Raw genomic sequence first — 15,096 nt, 5'->3', positions numbered from 1 at the left:
ACTACTCAGCATGTCTGAGTAGTTATCTTGATTTTAACTAATTGATACTACTAAATATTTACAACATAGACCTTGTTTAACCTATAATCCTTGCTCCTCAGTATTACTGAAGTTTATGGGGAATCTAAAACAAGATTTATTTATTATTAGCGACATAACATAAATAACATAAATAAATTTACTTTATTCATGAAAAAACAACCACCTACTGCTATAATCTAATTTAGATTATAGCAGTAGGAGGAGATATGCGCAAATTAAGTATTTTAGTTATTCTGACGATTTTAAGTATCTCGGTCGGCTTTGCAGCGCAAACTAAAATCAAGACATTACGTATTAGTTCTACCGGCGATAATACGCGCTTAGTCTTTGATGTGTCTGCAATTCCTAACCACAAGGTTTTTCGATTATCAAAGCCGGACAGATTAGTTATTGATTTCACTAATTCGTATTTAGAACAAAATCTCAGCCAGCCAGAAAAAAACCATCCATTATTGAGCGGGTTACGCACCGCACATCGCAACAAAACAGATCTGCGAGTGGTTATTGATTTGCAGGAATCGGTCACGCCTAAAAGCTTTGTCTTACGCGCCAATAAAAACAAAGGACCTAGAATCGTTATTGACTTACCTGTAAAAAATAAGCGTGTCGTCACTAAAACAAAAAGCTATAGAAAAAAACCATCCATTAATACTTATCGCAGTGGTGCTAAACCCTTTATAGTTGCTGTTGACGCGGGTCATGGCGGCAAGGACTCCGGTGCTAGAGGCAAACGTGGCACACTGGAAAAAAAGGTTGTCTTTCAAATAGCCAGTAAACTAGCTAGCTTAATTAATAAACAACCCGGAATGAAAGCAATTATGGTGCGCAAAGGGGACTATTATGTCAGTTTGCGCGATCGCATGAAAATCGCCAGAAAGGCGAATGCTGACCTATTTGTTTCTATCCATGCAGATGCTTTCAAAAATTCGAAAGTAACAGGAGCTTCGGTTTTCACTTTGTCTCGTAGAGGTGCGTCAAGTGAAGCAGCTCGCTGGTTGGCAAAACATGAGAATGCAGCAGATTTAATTGGTGGGGTTAGCCTGGATGATAAAGATGATATTCTTGCCTCGGTATTGCTCGACTTATCGCAGACCGCTTCACAGGATATTAGCCAGCTTGTAGCCAAAGAAGTATTAAAGAATTTTAGAAATATTGGTGATTTGCATTCACATAAAGTACAAAAAGCCGGGTTTATGGTATTGAAATCCCCAGATATTCCTTCAATTTTGGTGGAAACTGCGTTTATTTCCAACCCACAGGAAGAGCGCCGTTTAAACAGTAGTAAATATCAATTGAAAATGGCGCAAGCTATTAAAAAAGGTATCATGGCTTATGCCGGCAAGCATACTGTAGCCAGTAATATGGCAATAAATACTGACAACAGTGTCCATCAAATTTCTAAAGGTGAAACTTTATTAGGCATTGCCTTGCAATACGGACTGACTTTAGATCAACTAAAAAAAGCAAATACAATATCAAAAAACAATAATATTAGGGTAGGGCAGATGTTATCTATTCCAGTTGGAATTTAACACGTTTTAAGACTGAGGTTATAAGTGCTATCCCTACAAGCAAGCTACTCACTTAGTCTTTCTAAATGATATAGCCTAAAATTTAAAACTGTGACGCAATTTGCAGCTGAATTTTATCAGCCATGGCTTTGCTATTATCTGCATCACGAATCGGGCGACCAATCACGATATAGTCTGCACCATTCTGAAAAGCCTGTTCTACAGTTACCACCCGCTTTTGATCATCTTCTACACGATTATCGACCGGGCGTACTCCCGGGGTAATCACCAGTAATTTATGATCCAGGTTTTCGCGTAGCATGGGGACTTCCAGTCCTGAAGAAACAATGCCGTCACAGCCAATAGCTAATGCTCGTTTGGCGCGTGAAAGAACTAACTGTTGCACATCACACTCAAAACCCAGGTCATCAAGATCGCCTCGATCCAGACTGGTTAGAGCCGTAACAGCCAGAACTTTTAAATCACCTTTTTCCTGAGTTGCCGCCTGCATCATCGAATCATTGCCATGAATCGTTGCCATATCGACACCTTTGCTGCTAAGTGCTTTGATAGCTCGGCCGACAGTAGCGGGAATATCAAAAAACTTTAGATCGACAAATATTTTTTTATTTCTGGCTTTTAACCATTCAATAAAGGCGAAATAGTCTCCCGACATAAATATTTCCATGCCTACTTTGTAGAAAACCACTGAATCACCAAGTTCCTCAACTAAGGCCTGCGCCTCTGCAATACTGGGAAAATCCAGTGCCATAATGAGTCGTTCGTTTGTCGGGATAGGTTTAGTCGAAATATTGAGTTGAGTCATATGTATCGGGATTTTGTTTAAATATAGTAGGGGTTAACACTAAGGAATGTACGCAAAATTACTTAGTCCACTTGGCAGCGAGATCTTTAGAGACTGTGAAAGTATTCATCAATTATCTCCTTATCAAGGAGGAGCTAATTGACTTAAGAATAATCTCCTTCTCCAGAGGGAGAAGGTTGGGATGAGGGGATTATCAATGCATGATTTTATTCTCCTCACCCAACCCTCTCCAGCAAGAGAGGGCTTAAGTCAACAACATTGCCCCTCAATTGTCCTTCTCTAGGGAGGAGGCTAAAAGAACAATACTTTCACAGTCTGTTTAGTCGCGCATGCAAATGGCGGGACCAAAGATCCCGCGTCCATTACTTGTTGTAGATTTTATTTCGTGAACATTGTTTACTTTATTTTAACCTATGTAATCGGGTTAAGAGCATTAGTTGTGCTTATTTTCCAGCTTGATTTGTAATACTTTCTGGAATTAATGCAATGGCTTTATCCAGTTCTTCACTGGAATTATAAAAATGCGCTGAAAACCTAATCCCTTCGCCACGCATGGCACACACAACATGATTTTTCTGTAGATACTTATATAAAGTTTCTTTACTGATATGCTTGTGCTTAAAAACTACAATACCAGATTGCAGGGTGGACTTGGAATCAGTTAATAACTGTAAATACGGGCAGGATTGTATCGCTTGCATTAAATAGCGCGCATTATCCAGAACCTGCTTTTCTACAGATGCCATGCTTGTTTCCAGTAATAAAGATAAACTGGCAGATAGGGCATGAACACCTAATGTATTTGGACTACCACATTCAAAACGCTGCGCAGACGGATGAACCTTCCAGGGCTTATTTTCGTAATTATGCGTGTTTTCCATCATATGCCAACCATATTGGCTTAGCTTTAATGTTTCTCGTGCAGCAGGGCTCGTATAAAATACTCCCAAACCTTCAGGTCCCAGCATCCATTTATGTCCGTCGGCCATCACAAAATCGGCCTGACATTTTTGTACGTCAAATTGTACGGCGCCTATGCTTTGAATGGCATCTACACAGAACAAAATATTATTGTCTTTGCAAAACTGGCCGATTCTATCTATATCCAGACGTAAACCACTGGCAAACTGGATAGAGCTAATAGTCATTAAACGGGTACGTTCATCAACTAATGCAAATAACGCATCTTCAGGCGTTGCCGCACTTGAGAGTTCAGCTTCGCGAAATTCAACACCTTGATCATCTAAGGATTGCCAGACGATACGATTTGATGGAAACTCTTCATTGCTGGAAACGATATTATCCCCAGCTTGCCAAGCTAAACCATAGGCCACAAATGACAGAGCTTCCGAAGTATTTTTAACTAAAGCAATATCAGCTACACTGGACGCATTTATTAATTCCTTTAACTGTTTACGCAATTCAGCTTCTTTTTTTATCCAGTCTAAATAAAATAATGATCCGTACACAGTATTTTGTTGCGCGAATGCACAAACGGCATCACTGGTTCGTTTAGGCCAGGGAGCAACAGCTGCATGGTTAAGATAAATAAGTTCAGCGGATAAGGGAAATTCAGGATGTCTCATGGTTAATTGTATAACGATATTTACTGATGTTACGTTTTTAGAACGATGTTAATTTTACCACTGTGTAATATATGAGCATAAATTAATAATGTGAGTTTCATATCTATAGCTTATGAAAAGACACTTATGACTTCGCATAATGTATATTATGTTAAATTAAAGATATTGTTACTGCTTATAATAAACATATCGTAAATACTTTCAGTTACAGAATTATCTGTCCACCATAAAATATGTCTTCACTGAGTATAAGCTTTACTTGTTATTTTATTGACACAACTTCTATACTCCACTAATCTAAATTATTGGTTACGAATAAAGCCCATTGCATAATCGCAAGTTTGCTACTTTATAGTCTGGAGGCTCTCAGTGAAAAATAAATATTATTTATCATCCTGTTTAGTATTTTTATTTATGAACGGTGTTGTATATGCGCAAGCAAATTGCAGTAAAAACTTAAAGTCCAATAATCACTGTGAATTACAGGCTGACAGCTTGGTTAACGCTTTAAAGGCCAAACCAACCAATGCTAGCAATAAAGGTCACAAGCCTCATTCTGGCAATAAACATAAACATTTACCCCATGGTCAGTCGCCTTATACACCCACGCGTCAATTAGTTAAAAATCCTGCAGGGACAACCATAGATAAATCGATTGGTATAGCCAAAAGCAAAAAAAGCCATAGTTATAAGAACTTGCAATACCAACACGGCTGGCCTTTGATTATACGTCAGGACCTTGCCAAAGCGCAGTTTGGACGTAATAAACGCCGCCAATCCTTAATCAGCTTTGTACATTTTACTGATATGCATATATCTGATGCACAAAGCCCTGAGCGCAATCCCTTTGCGCGTAAATTCGGCATTGATTACCGCACAGATTTTAGAAATCAGGAGGCTCTGACATTACAGGTTGCCGATGCCATGATACAGCGTGTACAGAGCTTTACTGGCGGGCCTGCAACTGGAAAAAACTTTTCTTTTTTAATATCAACTGGCGATAATGGTGATGGTCGACAGATGAATGAGTTAAGAAACTATATCAACCTACTTGATGGCGGATTTATTACTGCAGATACATCAGGCGAAGGTTATATTGGTGTTCAGGATGATTTTTATCTGCCAGCATACCCTGAATTTATGATCAATATTACCACCCTAACCCACCACCACCGGGCGCTAAACCAGACCAATTCAAACGCGAATATGGTTTCCCTGAGTATCCTGGACTATTACAAGCGGCAACCAATAATTTTCAGGCAACAGGTTTAAATATGCCCTGGTACTCTACTCATGGTAATCATGATGGTACCGTAGTTGGCTATTTCCGTGCCTTAGCCCCACAGTTAGCCCTTTATTGGGATCAGATTGCCACAGGAAATGTTCCTGATTTTGGTTCGGTTATGTTTCTGGATTTACCAACGGGTATGAGCATAGATACTTTCGAAGATTGTCTCGGATTCCCTACCCCAACATGTGTAACCAGCATTTATGAAAACCGGGTTACCCGAGAAGTACCTGCTAATGAAGACCGGGCGCAATATCTGACTGCCAAATTCCTGGATATGCACTTCCAGTCACCTGCCCTGCCTGGTCCTGTTGGCCACGGTTTTACTGAACAAAATATTGCAGATAATACTTTGTACTATAGCTTCGATATGAGCGATGAAGTTGTTGGCATCGTACTCGACACAGTAAATATTAGTGGTGAAGATGGCGGATCTATAGGCACTAATCAACAAGCCTGGTTTGCAGAACAATTGCAGTTAAACAGTAGTAAATATCTCGATTCCAGTGGTAATGTAGTGACCACCGATAATCCGGATAAATTGATCGTTATTTTCAGTCATCATAACCTAATGACTATGGACAATAGCACTTCAATGCGCGGCGATCCAGATCCGGTAAAAGTTCTTGCTGCTGATATCGAGAAATTAGTTCTCAACTACCCCAATGTAATTTTATGGGTTAATGGGCATAGCCATGTTAACCGTATCTGGTCTCACCGTAGCTTTAATTCTACTGCATTGTTGATACCCGGATTTTGGGAAGTAAATACCGCCTCACATATAGACTATCCACAACAGGGTCGTTCAATTGAAATTGTCGATAATAAAGATGGAACCTTATCGATTTTTGGAATTATCTTCGATCATTTAGCGCCGCCTAAGCCAAATGCCGCTAATTTGAATATCTTAAATATGGCTTCTATTAGTCGGGAGTTAAGTGTAAACGACCCAGATTTCAACCTAGCTTTTCAGTTGGGAGAACCGGCTGATTTAAATGTGGAATTACTAATCAAAAAACCTTTTTAGGGCATAAATATTATTTAACAAATTAGATGCCACGGAAAGTTATTAGTTTATTTCATACATTTATTTTTCTAGGTTTAAAGAACCATTGATACCGCAAGCTCTTCTAGATGATGGCGGTCAAACTTTCCTGTGGCGTTGCGTGGAAGTTCCTCAAGAAACAGATAATGCGCTGGGGTTTTATACGCGGCTAATCTGGATTTCACATAAACATCTAATTCTGAAGAAGTCAGAGAAAGCGTATTATTTAATAAGGTGACAAAAGCAACAGGTACGTGTCCGTCCCGATTATCTGGATAGCTGACAACAACCGATGCGTGAACTAGTGGATGTTCATCGATAATATTTTCTACTTCAACTGGGGATATATTCGAACCTCGGCGCACTATCATCAGTTTTTTTCTACCTACAAACCATAAGTACCCCTGCTCGTCCTGATATGCTAAATCCCCGGTGTATAACCAGCCTTGATTAAATAATTGCTGGGTGCTTTCTTCATCTTGCCAGTATCCAATTGTGGATGAAGGTGACTTGACTATTATTTCACCTGTTTTTCCCTGGCTTACTGTTTCGCCTTGTTCATTAATAATAGATATTTGTGTATTAGGACAAGGCTTTCCCATTGAACCCCATTTACGCACTTCATAGCGTGGATTCATGGCATAATAACAACCGATTTCGGTCATTCCACAACCTTCAAGAAGTTCCCAATTGAAGATATCTTTAAACCGATGATGTAGATCAACTGGAACCGCATCACCCGATCCGATACCGTTTTTAAGGCTGGGTAAAGGACAAGGGTTTTGCTCAAGGTATTCTATAAAATCAAGAAGATCGCTGGCCAGCATGCCATATTCACTCACAGCAAATTGTTTGATCAAGGCTACCGCAGACGCTGGAGTAGGTTTCATACTAAGTATAACTTCTGCACCTACCAATAGTGCAGGCATTAACTGAGTTTGCAGTCCGCCAGCATGACTAATAGGTTTACCCACCAACACCACATCCTGATTGACTATATCCAGAGCCTGTTGAGAAATTTGTATCGCGTTAAAAGCACCTTTATGCGAATGAGTAACACCTTTAGGTTGCCCAGTACTGCCAGAAGTAAATAGTATAAAAGCCGGAGATAGCTCTTCTAATTCGACTTCCTTAATTAACTCGGGACAATCAAAAAGATCTTTTACTGAACGGTATCGTGAAGCTGTATCGGAATAACTTAACTGGTACCTAAATCCTGCAAGCCCATATTTTGACTCTCATTAACCTGTCTAGCTAAGTGGTTATTAGGTTTTTACTGCCGCTTTGCCAGCCCTCTTTGTCCAACCGATCAAAATATCCAGATTTAAATCATAAATAGAGGAAATTTTTTGTATCGTATGGATATCCCCCGAGCCCAAGGCAATAAACACCCTGCCAACGTGCCATGACCTTTTAATCAAAGTGACTTAACTTCGGTTAATGTTAAGCGAGTAACCCCACCTTAACCCAATCATCCCATTCCTGTGGATAGAGCGGATCTGCAGGTGTTCTGACTCTCAGCTGATTATTGCCTGTGAGTAATTTTCCAGCCACCCGAATCAGATAAGTACGAAGTGTATCCGGCTCCCATTGGCACAACGTTTTGTTGCCACTCAATTGAGCCATCCAGCGCACGGTATTGTAGGCAAGAACGGCGCAATGAAATAATGCGGCATTAGCCAGAAATTGATTCGTTCTGATTTTACCTAAACCCATTTGTGATTTTGCTTCTTCAATCCATGTTTCGCACGTCGCTCGTTCACCATACTTCTTATGTGTTTGCCAAGGCGATAGAGGTTCAGTTGTTACATAACAAAAATAGTCATATTCTGCCGTATCCCAAAGCTCGGACTGAGGTCCTGTCACTTGTTTAGGTTGCTTTATCCTGACCGCGACAAACTGACGAGAGCGAGACCAGCCACCACAACGATATTGAAACTCGCTCTGCTCCCAACCGGGTCGGCCTTGTATGGCTGTCCAGGCCTGTTTGGCCAGCAATGCGTTCAAATTCTTAAGTTTAACCTTTATTAGATACCCATGCCCTCTGGTATCGAGAAATTCAAGCAAATCACCGACAAAATAACCACTGTCACCGCGAAAAATAATGCGCATCCGATTGGGCAAGTGTGCAAGTAACTGTTTGGTAAATTCTACAACACCATTGCTTGTAAAGGCATTGCCTGTCCGGAACCAGGCTTGTAAAATTTCTTTTGTTTCCGCTAGAAAAGCGAGTTGTGGATGGTATGAACGGGCACCTTTCTTTTTGGGGTTGAAGCCTTTGGCACTTCCTTCTTGTCGACCACAAACGGTGTCCACAGTTGAATCGACATCGACCCACTGGACGGATTGTATGCCAGTTTTCGATTTTCCGGAACGAAGCAATCGCCGCCAGTGTTGACCACGCAAAGTATGCGTGAGCGTTTCAAACTGGCTTATCTGCCTATCACTTACTTCTTTAAAGATCCGTAAAATTGTGGTTTCAACAGGAATCTTTATCCAGCCAGCTACTTTGCGCAGTACGCTATCTGCCCATACGGTCGTCACCTTTGCCATTGATGTTGCTCCCCCCATCATGCCAACCAACGTCAATAGAACCACATCAGATAAGTGATGGTCTGCATTTTCACCCCGCCGATGTGGAACGCTTTGTTTTACGGTTTTTTCAAAACCTATCCTGTCTAAATATTTCACGACGGGAATCAGTCCCGCCTGGCTTGTCAATCCATGTGCTGTAGATGTCATTTTTACCGTTCGGGTACGGTTTCTTACGTGAGATGAGGATTTTGATACTTTAGAGGGCTTCATTAAAACAATGAGATAGTGAAATCAGGAAAATGATATTATATCATTGTTTAATAAGGAGTTTTGTGGATTATTATGTATAATGCTTGCAGGATTTAGGTGGTATATATTTTGTGAGGAAAACAAATCCTGCAGCTTATTTATGATTTCTTTTTTATCGCTGTGAAATACGATAATTTTTGCCCCAGTTCGCTCGATGACGTATCGTGCCTCTTCACTTAAGTATCTGTAGTTTAAAGGGACAGCTATAGCACCAAGCATATAACAAGCCAGAAACAACATAACCGCTTCTGGGCAATTGGGCAGGAAAATAGCAACTCTATCTCCCTTGTTAACGCCATTATTTTGTAAACCAGCGGCTAGTTTTTTTGATAAATGATGTAGCTCTAAATAGCTATAGGAATGTGTCTTAAAGTGAATCGCAGTCTTATCTGGACTATCGCTTATTGCATGATCTAGCAACGCTTGTAATTGAGTTTTTTTCATAGATATCAGGTTCTTCTCCGATCTTGTGAGTACATTTATGCTCTGATATACAAATATAGCAAGAAATTCTAAAAAAAAATATTAAGACCGGGTTGGTCTTTGTTTAAAATATACAGCATCCTGGTTTCTTCTCATATATAATTTATATTCAATAACGGATCTGCCTAACTAAAGGATATTTTTATGAAACTATTCTCCCCTTTGATAATACTTATCAGCTTATTTCTTGTCGGATGTGCAGCTACGAAACCAGGTCCGGTACCCCAATATACCGGATTTTTAGCCGATTATTCACTATTGCATAAAGGCAAAGAAGGTCAGGCCGAACGTGTCTATGACAACCCTGATGCTGACTGGAAAAAATATACTAAAGTTTTATTAGACCCGGTAACGCTTTGGCGTGGTCATGAATCCCAATTGAGTGGCGTTTCGCCTACTGACGCACAAAAAATGGCCGATTATTTTTATCACTTAATGTATAACAAGTTAGCACAAAATTACCAGATGGTTAGACAGCCTGAACCCAATACCCTACGCATCAGCGTAGCTATTGTTAAGCTGGAAGAAGGACGTGTGGCGCTAGAAACTATTTCAACCATAGTGCCGCAAATAAATGCTGCAACTAAACTAGCGAGTCTGGTTACCGGAAAATCGCCTTTAGTCGGCAAAGCTAGCGTTGAAGCAAAAATTACCGATGCGCAGACGGGTATATTATTAGCGGCAGGCGTTGATGAACGAATCGGAGGTAAAACTCTGGATAGTTTATCCTTATCATCCTGGGGTGACGTTGAAAATGTTATGCAGTTCTGGGTTAATCGCGGGAGTTATCATTTATGTATATCACGTGGTGGTAGTCATTGTGTAGCTCCGAAATTAAGTATTGGTGAAAAACTATAAACTTCAAAGCGTTTTTTTAAAGGTTTGACAACCAGGAGGCAAGGTCTTTAGCCCAGAATGTTAAGGTGAGGCTAAAGGCCTCGCTTCCTTACTGCATTCTGATCATGTTATAACTTCTTTAACTCTTCTCCGCATCCGTGAACGCGTGAAGTATATTTTCACCACTCTCAAGATCAACTGTCTATGCAAAAAATTGATTCCCTTGTAAGTAAAGTATTACTGTTACGCTATATTAGCTTAATCGCAATAGTCTTTTCCTTTGTAGGCTCGGGCTTTATGTTTTTTATGGGCGCCTCGAAAACCATCAAGGCAATTAATGTCTATTTAACGGGGCAGATTGAAACTGGCGTACATCAGCATCTTTCTAGTTCAAGCCTGGCTATCATCAATTTGATTGAATCTCTGGATGCTTTTCTATTTGCTTTGGTATTGCTGATTTTCAGCTATGGGATTTTTCAGATATTTATTTTAAGACGCCCGATTGGTTCATCCGAGCATCAACTCGAGTGGCTGAACATTCATAATATTAGCCAACTAAAAATGATGCTGATAGAAGTGATTATCGTCATTCTTTTCGTATTCTTTTTAAAGTACACCCTGCTCCATTTCGCAGAGGCAAGTTGGGAGATGTTAGTGCTGCCTATCTCTATCTTATTATTATCTATTAGCTTGTATATATTAAAAAAAGAATTGTAGGGCGTGGCTTTAGCCCAGTATTTTTCTTACCGCACCTTTTGAGTAAAATCTAGAATGGATGGATTAGAACAGAGAATTGAAAGAACCTTTAAAGATAAATATGCCCCTTCTGGAATTTGAATCATTTTTGGATAAGCATTCCGTGGAGAAAATCCATGGATGATACTAAGACGGTAACTATTACAGTTATTTACCGTAAAGTCTTTATCTAAATAAGTTTCTAGGTAGTTTCGAGTAGACATCATTTTAAAAAATAGTTTTTTATGATCAATTAAAAAATCATGATTTAATTTCTCTACATTGAGATCTAATTGTTTTAATTCAGTATTTAATAGCACAATTCTATTTTCAATTTTAAGCTCTTTGTTACGAGAAATTTCAATGATTCTGTTTAAACGAAGTGAAAAGTTTTCTTCTGTCTGTTTAAATTCTGATGCTTTAATTGAAAAGAATGGAAAGATGATTAAAATTAAGGTAACAAATAAGCGCACTTATTCCTCCTAAATGCATTTTCGGTTCATTGTTAATCTACGGCTACAGCCACTAGCTTGCGTTAGTTTTTTTTGGGGTTCGTACCTCACCCCAATCTACCGCGCTTTACCTTTAGCTATGAAAAAGGAGGGGAAATACAAAAGGCTTCTCTTCACTAAGCTGCCCCATTATTTCCACCGCAGCCCCCCTACTATCCATCCTGTCAATGGCTATTTCAAGCGGGACTGAGAAGGCAATAAACAAAACCTTCTGAAACTAGTTTGCCCTGGGGCTTATCTATCGTTACTGTATCCATAACAATATCCTTTAAGAATAACCGTACATTTATATTCACCGTTTCTTTCAATACACCGCGGTGAGCCACTGACACTAATCCGATCAGCTGAAGACCAGTTATTATCTCTACATTTTTTTGTAAGAATATTTTCAGCTTTTACAGCAGCATTTCCTGCGGACATGCGTTCTGAGGAGTAATAGAAACCAGATTCAGCTGAAACAGTGCTCTCATCTGAATCATACACTTTCTCTGCAAAAACAGATTGGCTTGTCACTACCAACATTCCCGTTATCAAGGTGGTTTTTAAACTTACTTTTTTCATGATTTTTTCCTGCATCCACTTTAAAGAAAGTATTAAGTGCTGGATGCTTAAAACACCTAATATTCATGTTTTTTTTGTTTATTGAGCCGCATCTTGCTAGAGTGTGCTCCTCAGCCCAGCCGCACTTTAGTATAACCCTAATTCATTTGCTCGATTAACGATTTTTTTAACTTGAATGTTCATTGAAGCACAATTTTTAGCTTTATCTCCAGCGCCCACATAGAATTCACAAAATGATTCTATATATTTTCTCAGTGGAATAAATTTATTTCGATAAAATCGTTCAAATGTATATGAATCCATTGCCTCTATCCAGCTTTTTTCTCCTAGACTACTTTTCAGTGCATCTAACTTTTCACTAAAAATTAAACATCTTTTAGTAATTCCTATGTATGTTCCTCCAGTACTGACGCATGCTCCTTTATTTTTATGAGCTGCATTATCTTCTGCCCCTCTGGCATTTGAAATATTTAAAAGTTGCATCTCATAATCAGTAGGGCCTGGTCCAAATAGCTCAGGATTACATCGAAATAAGTATTTACCTGAATTATAACCTCTACATGCTGATGATCCTCCATAACTTGAAAGACCGCGCTCTTCAACAAATTCATTAGCAGCATAAGGTAAAACACATTGATTAAAACCGGAATCACTCTTAATAACACTAGAAACCCAACCTGCCAGTAAACAATGGTTAATTGGCCAATTGGTTGCTTGTAATTCCTCCTCAATTGGTAAAGGGCTTTCAGGAATGGGAGCTAAAGTTACAGTATATTCAGTATCCTCTACTTTTAATTCTAGCCAATCCTTATATTGTTCATAGCCTGATTTTCTAACCTCAATATGGTATTTCCCTGGCTGAAGTTCAATACCATCATAATATTTAGGTACTATATTTAATATCCGTACTCTTGCGTTGGCTGGATCCGTTGTTATCGTTAAGTGACTGAGTATCCTTTTTTCTTGTGATGTTACTCCAGATGATGTGGATTGCATTATTGCTGAGCCATCCGTTGTTTCTTCTGAGGAAGAATCGTTGTACCAACTAGAAAATATGCCTCCAAAAATAATTACCCATGTTAGAGCAATTATTCCCCATATTATTGGCCACAAATACCGCCAAGACTTACCCCCCTCTTCTACAAGTGTTACGGTTAAAAATAAAGGCTATGTATGCATAAAGTGTTGGTAATGGCATAAGTGCCTGCGTTCACTGTCCTGTGACAAATTATAAAACCCATTAATCATTGAGGGTACAAGCCTCACCAACACCTAACGTATACATAGCCAAAATAAATCACCATGCTGACCTCCATTTTTTCCAGGGTATCCTTTTCCTAATAACGTAAAGTTATCTCCATCACTCGTATTTTTTGGAATTGAAAAAAACTCATAATCACCATCTGTAGTAGCAATTTCAATCTCACCACCCATCTTGGCTATTTCTGCTGAGATATTTTCAACTCGAAAAATATAATCTCCAGTTTTTGGTTTAGGCTTTTTTACTTTAACTTCTATATATAAATCACCATTTTCTCCACCATTTTTCCCCCGCTCTCCTTTGCCTGATAACTTTAGTTGTGTACCTGGTTTAGTACCATCAGGTACTGTTACATTATATTTTTTCCCTTGATAGCTTATTGAACGCTGGCATCCTTGATTCGCTTGAGATTCCTCTAGGGTTTCCTTAAGGTAAACATCATTCCCTCTTGTTGCTTTTACTTCATTAACTTCTTCTTGTTCACCCTGTATCAGTTGTTCCCACCATTCATCCAGGGTTTGGGGGCGATCTGTCGGACGTATAGCGAGTCCATTGTCTACTGCTTTCAAGAAATTCAAGCTACCTTGGTCTCTTGCTACTTCCACCAAGGGAATAAGCTGGTCATCCAGAACTCGATGTGTGGCATCAGATGGCTTTTCTCCTGTTAAACAGGTATAGGCAACCGCTGCAAGCGCATAGATATCTGTCCAGGGGCCTTGCACACTCGAGTTGTTGTATTGTTCAAGCGGTGAATAGCCTTCAGTCACTATCATGGAAAGGTTTTGGCTTTTGTTGCCCGCTGCTTCTCGAGCTGCACCAAAATCAATTAGTACAGGTGAACCATTTTCACGCAGCATAATATTGTCGGGCTTAAGATCCCGGTGATAAACGTTTGCACGATGCAGTTGTTTTAGTCCACTTATAATAGGCTGTAGCACAAAAAGCATTTCTTCTTCATTGAACATCCCCTGACCAGACTCATTATTGAACTCATCGATTTTTGACCCTAGCGTTTGACCTTCTATATATTCCATAACAATATAGGCCGTTCCATTCGCTTTAAAAAAACGGATAACTTTTACAATATTGGGATGCTCAAATTGTGCGAGTGTCCGTGCTTCTTGTAAAAAAGAGTCCAGCCCGTATTTGAAATCTTCTTTATGGTTGGTACGTGAATTTACGCTATTGCCTTCACTGCGATAACACCACGAGGCATAGAAATATTCCTTTATCGCAACATGCTTCTGAAAATGCTGATCAAAAGCCAGATAGGTAATACCAAAGCCACCTTCTCCCAGAATCCTTTCTATACTAAATTCTTCCAGTTGGCTACCGGGCTTTAAGGTTTGTTCATGGTCTGTCATTACATTTATCTCTGTGATTTTTGATGCTATTAGCTAGAGCCATCGCTGATTATAGCGATACAGGACTTGCTTTTCCATATCTCCCTTTTGGGGTGACATGCGTTGGAATTTAAATCGGCAATAACTCACTAATCATATAGTAAGTATTTGAATTAATCCTTATAGATTCGTCTGAGTTATCTGATACCAACGCCATTCAAT

At 39.4% G+C, this 15,096-nt stretch carries 14 protein-coding genes; 5 read left to right on the top strand and 9 right to left on the bottom strand.

Going from position 1 to position 15,096, the window contains the following annotated elements:
• The first annotated feature begins 248 nt into the window (after positions 1–248).
• Complete coding sequence (locus tag ACQY3F_RS07860; RefSeq protein WP_428354318.1) at positions 249–1,574, top strand: N-acetylmuramoyl-L-alanine amidase; 1,326 nt, start codon at positions 249–251, stop codon at positions 1,572–1,574.
• Positions 1,575–1,656: 82 nt separating this feature from the next.
• On the opposite strand, the gene pyrF is transcribed toward ACQY3F_RS07860, so the two are convergent.
• Both pyrF and ACQY3F_RS07850 read right to left on the bottom strand, forming a co-directional pair.
• On the bottom strand, positions 1,657–2,379 hold the full coding sequence (gene pyrF / locus ACQY3F_RS07855) for an orotidine-5'-phosphate decarboxylase (RefSeq protein ID WP_428354317.1): 723 nt from the start codon (positions 2,377–2,379) through the stop codon (positions 1,657–1,659).
• 443 nt (positions 2,380–2,822) lie between these two features.
• Complete coding sequence (locus tag ACQY3F_RS07850; protein ID WP_428354316.1) at positions 2,823–3,965, bottom strand: aminotransferase class V-fold PLP-dependent enzyme; 1,143 nt, start codon at positions 3,963–3,965, stop codon at positions 2,823–2,825.
• A 369-nt stretch (positions 3,966–4,334) separates the two neighbouring features.
• Here ACQY3F_RS07850 and ACQY3F_RS07845 point away from each other — a divergent pair, with 369 nt between their 5' ends.
• Together ACQY3F_RS07845 and ACQY3F_RS07840 are read left to right on the top strand one after the other, a co-directional pair.
• Complete coding sequence (locus ACQY3F_RS07845) at positions 4,335–5,237, top strand: hypothetical protein (RefSeq protein ID WP_428354315.1); 903 nt, start codon at positions 4,335–4,337, stop codon at positions 5,235–5,237.
• A 2-nt stretch (positions 5,238–5,239) separates the two neighbouring features.
• On the top strand, positions 5,240–6,280 hold the full coding sequence (locus ACQY3F_RS07840; RefSeq protein WP_428354314.1) for a hypothetical protein: 1,041 nt from the start codon (positions 5,240–5,242) through the stop codon (positions 6,278–6,280).
• 74 nt (positions 6,281–6,354) lie between these two features.
• On the opposite strand, the gene ACQY3F_RS07835 is transcribed toward ACQY3F_RS07840, so the two are convergent.
• The 3 genes from ACQY3F_RS07835 to ACQY3F_RS07825 all read right to left on the bottom strand — a co-directional run bounded on the left by ACQY3F_RS07835 (position 6,355) and on the right by ACQY3F_RS07825 (position 9,586).
• Positions 6,355–7,434: a class I adenylate-forming enzyme family protein gene (locus tag ACQY3F_RS07835; RefSeq protein WP_428357634.1), complete on the bottom strand. Its 1,080-nt coding sequence runs from the start codon at positions 7,432–7,434 to the stop codon at positions 6,355–6,357.
• 307 nt (positions 7,435–7,741) lie between these two features.
• Positions 7,742–9,103: an IS1380 family transposase gene (locus ACQY3F_RS07830; RefSeq protein WP_428352972.1), complete on the bottom strand. Its 1,362-nt coding sequence runs from the start codon at positions 9,101–9,103 to the stop codon at positions 7,742–7,744.
• Positions 9,104–9,124: 21 nt separating this feature from the next.
• Positions 9,125–9,586, bottom strand: a complete 462-nt coding sequence (locus ACQY3F_RS07825) for an AMP-binding protein (RefSeq protein ID WP_428354313.1) — start codon at positions 9,584–9,586, stop codon at positions 9,125–9,127.
• Positions 9,587–9,769: 183 nt separating this feature from the next.
• On the opposite strand from ACQY3F_RS07825, the gene ACQY3F_RS07820 reads away from it, so the two are divergent.
• Positions 9,770–10,483, top strand: a complete 714-nt coding sequence (locus ACQY3F_RS07820; protein ID WP_428354312.1) for a DUF3313 domain-containing protein — start codon at positions 9,770–9,772, stop codon at positions 10,481–10,483.
• A gap of 183 nt (positions 10,484–10,666) precedes the next feature.
• The gene (locus tag ACQY3F_RS07815) at positions 10,667–11,179 is read left to right on the top strand and encodes a YqhA family protein (RefSeq protein ID WP_428354311.1); all 513 of its coding nucleotides are present in this window, start codon (positions 10,667–10,669) and stop codon (positions 11,177–11,179) included.
• A 26-nt stretch (positions 11,180–11,205) separates the two neighbouring features.
• Here the strand turns inward: ACQY3F_RS07815 and ACQY3F_RS07810 are convergent, their stop codons facing one another.
• From ACQY3F_RS07810 to ACQY3F_RS07795, 4 genes are all read right to left on the bottom strand, one after another.
• Entirely contained in the window at positions 11,206–11,670 is a 465-nt protein-coding gene (locus ACQY3F_RS07810) for a hypothetical protein (protein ID WP_428354310.1), read from the bottom strand.
• 273 nt (positions 11,671–11,943) lie between these two features.
• The gene (locus ACQY3F_RS07805; protein WP_428354309.1) at positions 11,944–12,270 is read right to left on the bottom strand and encodes a hypothetical protein; all 327 of its coding nucleotides are present in this window, start codon (positions 12,268–12,270) and stop codon (positions 11,944–11,946) included.
• A gap of 126 nt (positions 12,271–12,396) precedes the next feature.
• Positions 12,397–13,383 carry a hypothetical protein gene (locus ACQY3F_RS07800; RefSeq protein WP_428354308.1) on the bottom strand — a complete coding sequence of 329 codons (987 nt, stop codon included), beginning with the start codon at positions 13,381–13,383 and terminating at the stop codon, positions 12,397–12,399.
• A gap of 159 nt (positions 13,384–13,542) precedes the next feature.
• Positions 13,543–14,895 carry a protein kinase domain-containing protein gene (locus tag ACQY3F_RS07795; RefSeq protein WP_428354307.1) on the bottom strand — a complete coding sequence of 451 codons (1,353 nt, stop codon included), beginning with the start codon at positions 14,893–14,895 and terminating at the stop codon, positions 13,543–13,545.
• Positions 14,896–15,096: the final 201 nt, after the last annotated feature.

It is taken from the genome of Methyloprofundus sp. (genome assembly GCF_965251085.1).
Classification (GTDB): domain Bacteria; phylum Pseudomonadota; class Gammaproteobacteria; order Methylococcales; family Methylomonadaceae; genus Methyloprofundus.
This window is presented reverse-complemented; position numbering and strand designations above follow the sequence as displayed.